The following is a 5,976-nucleotide window of genomic DNA, read 5'->3' as shown; positions in this document are numbered from 1 at the left end:
GGCACTGTTGCAAAGTTAGCGATGAGGCAGCCTTTTGTCTTATTCAAAGGCCTTACATTTCAAAAACTCTGCTTACCAGGCGCATTTCGCCCAGGGGATCACCATAATAAAATGCTGAGGCCTGGCCTTTGCGTAGTGCACGCATCACCTCAATACCTTTGATGGTGGCGTAAGCCGTCTTCATGGATTTAAATCCCAGCGTGGCGCCGATTATCCGTTTCAGTTTGCCATGATCGCATTCAATCACGTTGTTCCGGTACTTAATCTGTCGGTGTTCAACGTCAGACGGGCACCGGCCTTCGCGTTTGAGCAGAGCAAGCGCGCGACCATAGGCGGGCGCTTTATCCGTGTTGATGAATCGCGGGATCTGCCACTTCTTCACGTTGTTGAGGATTTTACCCAGAAACCGGTATGCAGCTTTGCTGTTACGACGGGAGGAGAGATAAAAATCGACAGTGCGGCCCCGGCTGTCGACGGCCCGGTACAGATACGCCCAGCGGCCATTGACCTTCACGTAGGTTTCATCCATGTGCCACGGGCAAAGATCGGAAGGGTTACGCCAGTACCAGCGCAGCCGTTTTTCCATTTCAGGCGCATAACGCTGAACCCAGCGGTAAATCGTGGAGTGATCGACATTCACTCCGCGTTCAGCCAGCATCTCCTGCAGCTCACGGTAACTGATGCCGTATTTGCAGTACCAGCGTACGGCCCACAGAATGATGTCACGCTGAAAATGCCGGCCTTTGAATGGGTTCATGTGCAGCTCCATCAGCAAAAGGGGATGATAAGTTTATCACCACCGACTATTTGCAACAGTGCCACGCGGGGCTTACCGTGGCAGGAAGAAATCCCTGTCGTCTGAGCGTATTGCCGAACTGCGCCAACGTGTCGAGGCTGGCGAGCAAAAGACCAAGCTTGCTCGTGAATTCGGAATCAGTCGCGAAACCCTGTATCAATACTTGAGAACGGATCAGTAAATATGCCACGTCGTTCCATCCTGTCCGCCGCCGAGCGGGAAAGCCTGCTGGCGTTGCCGGACTCCAAGGACGACCTGATCCGACATTACACATTCAACGATACCGACCTCTCGATCATCCGACAGCGGCGCGGGCCAGCCAATCGGCTGGGCTTCGCGGTGCAGCTCTGTTACCTGCGCTTTCCCGGCGTCATCCTGGGCGTCGATGAACTACCGTTCCCGCCCTTGTTGAAGCTGGTCGCCGACCAGCTCAAGGTCGGCGTCGAAAGCTGGAACGAGTACGGCCAGCGGGAGCAGACCCGGCGCGAGCACCTGAGCGAGCTGCAAACCGTGTTCGGTTTCCGGCCCTTCACCATGAGCCATTACCGGCAGGCCGTCCAGATGCTGACCGAGCTGGCGATGCAAACCGACAAAGGCATCGTGCTGGCCAGCGCCTTGATCGGGCACCTGCGGCGGCAGTCGGTCATTCTGCCCGCCCTCAACGCCGTCGAGCGGGCGAGTGCCGAGGCGATCACCCGTGCTAACCGGCGCATCTACGACGCCTTGGCCGAACCACTGGCGGACGCGCATCGCCGCCGCCTCGACGATCTGCTCAAGCGCCGGGACAACGGCAAGACGACCTGGTTGGCTTGGTTGCGCCAGTCTCCGGCCAAGCCAAATTCGCGGCATATGCTGGAACACATCGAACGCCTCAAGGCATGGCAGGCACTCGATCTGCCTACCGGCATCGAGCGGCTGGTTCACCAGAACCGCCTGCTCAAGATTGCCCGCGAGGGCGGCCAGATGACACCCGCCGACCTGGCCAAATTCGAGCCGCAACGGCGCTACGCCACTCTCGTGGCGCTGGCCACCGAGGGCATGGCCACCGAGGGCATGGCCACCGTCACCGACGAAATCATCGACCTGCACGACCGCATCCTGGGTAAGCTGTTTAACGCTGCCAAGAATAAGCATCAGCAGCAGTTCCAGGCGTCAGGCAAGGCCATCAACGCCAAGGTACGTCTGTACGGGCGCATCGGTCAGGCGCTGATCGACGCCAAGCAATCAGGCCGCGATGCGTTTGCCGCCATCGAGGCCGTCATGTCCTGGGATTCCTTTGCCGAGAGCGTCACCGAGGCGCAGAAGCTCGCGCAACCCGATGACTTCGATTTCCTGCATCGCATCGGCGAGAGCTACGCCACCCTGCGCCGCTATGCACCGGAATTCCTTGCCGTGCTCAAGCTGCGGGCCGCGCCCGCCGCCAAAAACGTGCTTGATGCCATTGAGGTGCTGCGCGGCATGAACACCGACAACGCCCGCAAGCTGCCAGCCGATGCACCGACCGGCTTCATCAAGCCGCGCTGGCAGAAACTGGTGATGACCGACGCCGGCATCGACCGGCGCTACTACGAACTGTGCGCGCTGTCCGAGTTGAAGAACTCCCTGCGCTCGGGCGACATCTGGGTGCAGGGTTCACGCCAGTTCAAGGACTTCGAGGACTACCTGGTACCGCCCGAGAAGTTCACCAGCCTCAAGCAGTCCAGCGAATTGCCGCTGGCCGTGGCCACCGACTGCGAACAATATCTGCATGAGCGGCTGACGCTGCTGGAAGCACAACTTGCCACCGTCAACCGCATGGCGGCAGCCAACGACCTGCCGGATGCCATCATCACCGAGTCGGGCTTGAAGATCACGCCGCTGGATGCGGCGGTGCCCGACACCGCGCAGGCGCTGATAGACCAGACAGCCATGGTCCTGCCGCACGTCAAGATCACCGAACTGCTGCTCGAAGTCGATGAGTGGACGGGCTTCACCCGGCACTTCACGCACTTGAAATCGGGCGATCTGGCCAAGGACAAGAACCTGTTGTTGACCACGATCCTGGCCGACGCGATCAACCTGGGCCTGACCAAGATGGCCGAGTCCTGCCCCGGCACGACCTACGCGAAGCTCGCTTGGCTGCAAGCCTGGCATACCCGCGACGAAACGTACTCGACAGCGTTGGCTGAACTGGTCAACGCTCAGTTTCGGCATCCCTTTGCCGGGCACTGGGGCGATGGCACCACATCATCATCGGACGGACAGAATTTCCGAACCGCTAGCAAGGCAAAGAGCACGGGGCACATCAACCCAAAATATGGCAGCAGCCCAGGACGGACTTTCTACACCCACATCTCCGACCAATACGCGCCATTCCACACCAAGGTGGTCAATGTCGGCCTGCGCGACTCAACCTACGTGCTCGACGGCCTGCTGTACCACGAATCCGACCTGCGGATCGAGGAGCACTACACCGACACGGCGGGCTTCACCGATCACGTCTTCGCCCTGATGCACCTCTTGGGCTTCCGCTTCGCGCCGCGCATCCGCGACCTGGGCGACACCAAGCTCTACATCCCGAAGGGCGATGCCGCCTATGACGCGCTCAAGCCGATGATCGGCGGCACGCTCAACATCAAGCACGTCCGCGCCCATTGGGACGAAATCCTGCGGCTGGCCACCTCGATCAAGCAGGGCACGGTGACGGCCTCGCTGATGCTCAGGAAACTCGGCAGCTACCCGCGCCAGAACGGCTTGGCCGTCGCGCTGCGCGAGTTGGGCCGCATCGAGCGCACGCTGTTCATCCTCGACTGGCTGCAAAGCGTCGAGCTACGCCGCCGCGTGCATGCCGGGCTGAACAAGGGCGAGGCGCGCAATGCGCTGGCCCGTGCCGTGTTCTTCAACCGCCTTGGTGAAATCCGTGACCGCAGTTTCGAGCAGCAGCGCTACCGGGCCAGCGGCCTCAACCTGGTGACGGCGGCCATCGTGCTGTGGAACACGGTCTACCTGGAGCGTGCGGCGCATGCGTTGCGCGGCAATGGTCATGCCGTCGATGACTCGCTATTGCAGTACCTGTCGCCACTCGGCTGGGAGCACATCAACCTGACCGGTGATTACCTATGGCGCAGCAGCGCCAAGATCGGCGCGGGGAAGTTCAGGCCGCTACGGCCTCTGCAACCGGCTTAGCGTGCTTTATTTTCCGTTTTCTGAGACGACCCCTATTATGGCGAAGGTATCATTCAGGAAGCGTTGATGAAGGATTATCTCTGTAAAAAGTTATTCAACCGGCTTTCCGGTACCCTGGTGATCAGAGCGCGCTGCGGCAATAACATTACTGGCCTGGCATGTTGCAATATTCTTTATCCCTCGCCCCGATACAGCGGTCAGCTGCATATTAAAGAGCTGTATGTTTCTCAGTGCGATCGAAATAAGGGCACGGGTAAAGCGATAATGCGCTTTATAGCCCGGCTTGCGCTTGAACAGGAATGCCTTAGCCTTAGCTGGAACGCTGAAAAATCCAACCCCGGCGCTAACCGTTTTTATCAGGCTCTGGGAGGCAGAATAAATGATCATATCGTCAATTATTACCTCCACGGGGAGAGCCTGAGCAAACTGGCCTCAGGCATTTGAGAAGCACACGGTCACACTGCTTCCGGTAGTCAATAAACCGGTAAACCAGCAATAGACATAAGCGGCTATTTAACGACCCTGCCCTGAACCGACGACCGGGTCGAATTTGCTTTCGAATTTCTGCCATTCATCCGCTTATTATCACTTATTCAGGCGTAGCAACCAGGCGTTTAAGGGCACCAATAACTGCCTTAAAAAAATTACGCCCCGCCCTGCCACTCATCGCAGTACTGTTGTAATTCATTAAGCATTCTGCCGACATGGAAGCCATCACAAACGGCATGATGAACCTGAATCGCCAGCGGCATCAGCACCTTGTCGCCTTGCGTATAATATTTGCCCATGGTGAAAACGGGGGCGAAGAAGTTGTCCATATTGGCCACGTTTAAATCAAAACTGGTGAAACTCACCCAGGGATTGGCTGAGACGAAAAACATATTCTCAATAAACCCTTTAGGGAAATAGGCCAGGTTTTCACCGTAACACGCCACATCTTGCGAATATATGTGTAGAAACTGCCGGAAATCGTCGTGGTATTCACTCCAGAGCGATGAAAACGTTTCAGTTTGCTCATGGAAAACGGTGTAACAAGGGTGAACACTATCCCATATCACCAGCTCACCGTCTTTCATTGCCATACGGAATTCCGGATGAGCATTCATCAGGCGGGCAAGAATGTGAATAAAGGCCGGATAAAACTTGTGCTTATTTTTCTTTACGGTCTTTAAAAAGGCCGTAATATCCAGCTGAACGGTCTGGTTATAGGTACATTGAGCAACTGACTGAAATGCCTCAAAATGTTCGGTGATGCTGCCAACTTACTGATTTAGTGTATGATGGTGTTTTTGAGGTGCTCCAGTGGCTTCTGTTTCTATCAGCTGTCCCTCCTGTTCAGCTACTGACGGGGTGGTGCGTAACGGCAAAAGCACCGCCGGACATCAGCGCTATCTCTGCTCTCACTGCCGTAAAACATGGCAACTGCAGTTCACTTACACCGCTTCTCAACCCGGTACGCACCAGAAAATCATTGATATGGCCATGAATGGCGTTGGATGCCGGGCAACCGCCCGCATTATGGGCGTTGGCCTCAACACGATTTTCCGCCATTTAAAAAACTCAGGCCGCAGTCGGTAACCTCGCGCATACAGCCGGGCAGTGACGTCATCGTCTGCGCGGAAATGGACGAACAGTGGGGATACGTCGGGGCTAAATCGCGCCAGCGCTGGCTGTTTTACGCGTATGACAGGCTCCGGAAGACGGTTGTTGCGCACGTATTCGGTGAACGCACTATGGCGACGCTGGGGCGTCTTATGAGCCTGCTGTCACCCTTTGACGTGGTGATATGGATGACGGATGGCTGGCCGCTGTATGAATCCCGCCTGAAGGGAAAGCTGCACGTAATCAGCAAGCGATATACGCAGCGAATTGAGCGGCATAACCTGAATCTGAGGCAGCACCTGGCACGGCTGGGACGGAAGTCGCTGTCGTTCTCAAAATCGGTGGAGCTGCATGACAAAGTCATCGGGCATTATCTGAACATAAAACACTATCAATAAGTTGGAGTCATTACC

The 5,976-nt window shown here is 56.9% G+C and carries 5 protein-coding genes and 1 pseudogene; 4 read left to right on the top strand and 2 right to left on the bottom strand.

The genetic code is table 11. The features are described 5' to 3' along the window. Positions 1-52: 52 nt before the first annotated feature. On the bottom strand, positions 53-757 hold the full coding sequence (locus tag OGV69_RS03470) for an IS6-like element IS26 family transposase (RefSeq protein WP_001067855.1): 705 nt from the start codon (positions 755-757) through the stop codon (positions 53-55). Between the two features lie 64 nt (positions 758-821). On the opposite strand from OGV69_RS03470, the pseudogene OGV69_RS03465 reads away from it, so the two are divergent. The 3 genes and pseudogenes from OGV69_RS03465 to OGV69_RS03455 form a co-directional block, all read left to right on the top strand. Next, positions 822-977: pseudogene (locus OGV69_RS03465) on the top strand (helix-turn-helix domain-containing protein); the annotation flags it as partial. 2 nt (positions 978-979) lie between these two features. After that, positions 980-3,961, top strand: a complete 2,982-nt coding sequence (locus tag OGV69_RS03460) for a Tn3-like element TnAs3 family transposase (RefSeq protein WP_126697380.1) — start codon at positions 980-982, stop codon at positions 3,959-3,961. Between the two features lie 66 nt (positions 3,962-4,027). Then, the gene (locus OGV69_RS03455) at positions 4,028-4,405 is read left to right on the top strand and encodes a GNAT family N-acetyltransferase (protein WP_000656305.1); all 378 of its coding nucleotides are present in this window, start codon (positions 4,028-4,030) and stop codon (positions 4,403-4,405) included. Positions 4,406-4,605: 200 nt separating this feature from the next. Here OGV69_RS03455 and catA read toward each other — a convergent pair whose 3' ends face one another. Then, complete coding sequence (catA, locus tag OGV69_RS03450; protein WP_286469094.1) at positions 4,606-5,214, bottom strand: type A chloramphenicol O-acetyltransferase; 609 nt, start codon at positions 5,212-5,214, stop codon at positions 4,606-4,608. Positions 5,215-5,263: 49 nt separating this feature from the next. On the opposite strand from catA, the gene OGV69_RS03445 reads away from it, so the two are divergent. After that, positions 5,264-5,961, top strand: a protein-coding gene (locus OGV69_RS03445) for an IS1-like element IS1B family transposase (protein ID WP_095033700.1) whose coding sequence is annotated in 2 segments (ribosomal slippage) — positions 5,264-5,513 and positions 5,513-5,961 — 699 coding nt in all. Because the reading frame shifts where the segments join, the coding sequence is not laid out codon by codon here. Positions 5,962-5,976 lie beyond the last annotated feature (15 nt).

It is taken from the genome of Citrobacter sp. Cc139 (genome assembly GCF_030334645.1).
Classification (GTDB): domain Bacteria; phylum Pseudomonadota; class Gammaproteobacteria; order Enterobacterales; family Enterobacteriaceae; genus Citrobacter; species Citrobacter werkmanii.
This window is presented reverse-complemented; position numbering and strand designations above follow the sequence as displayed.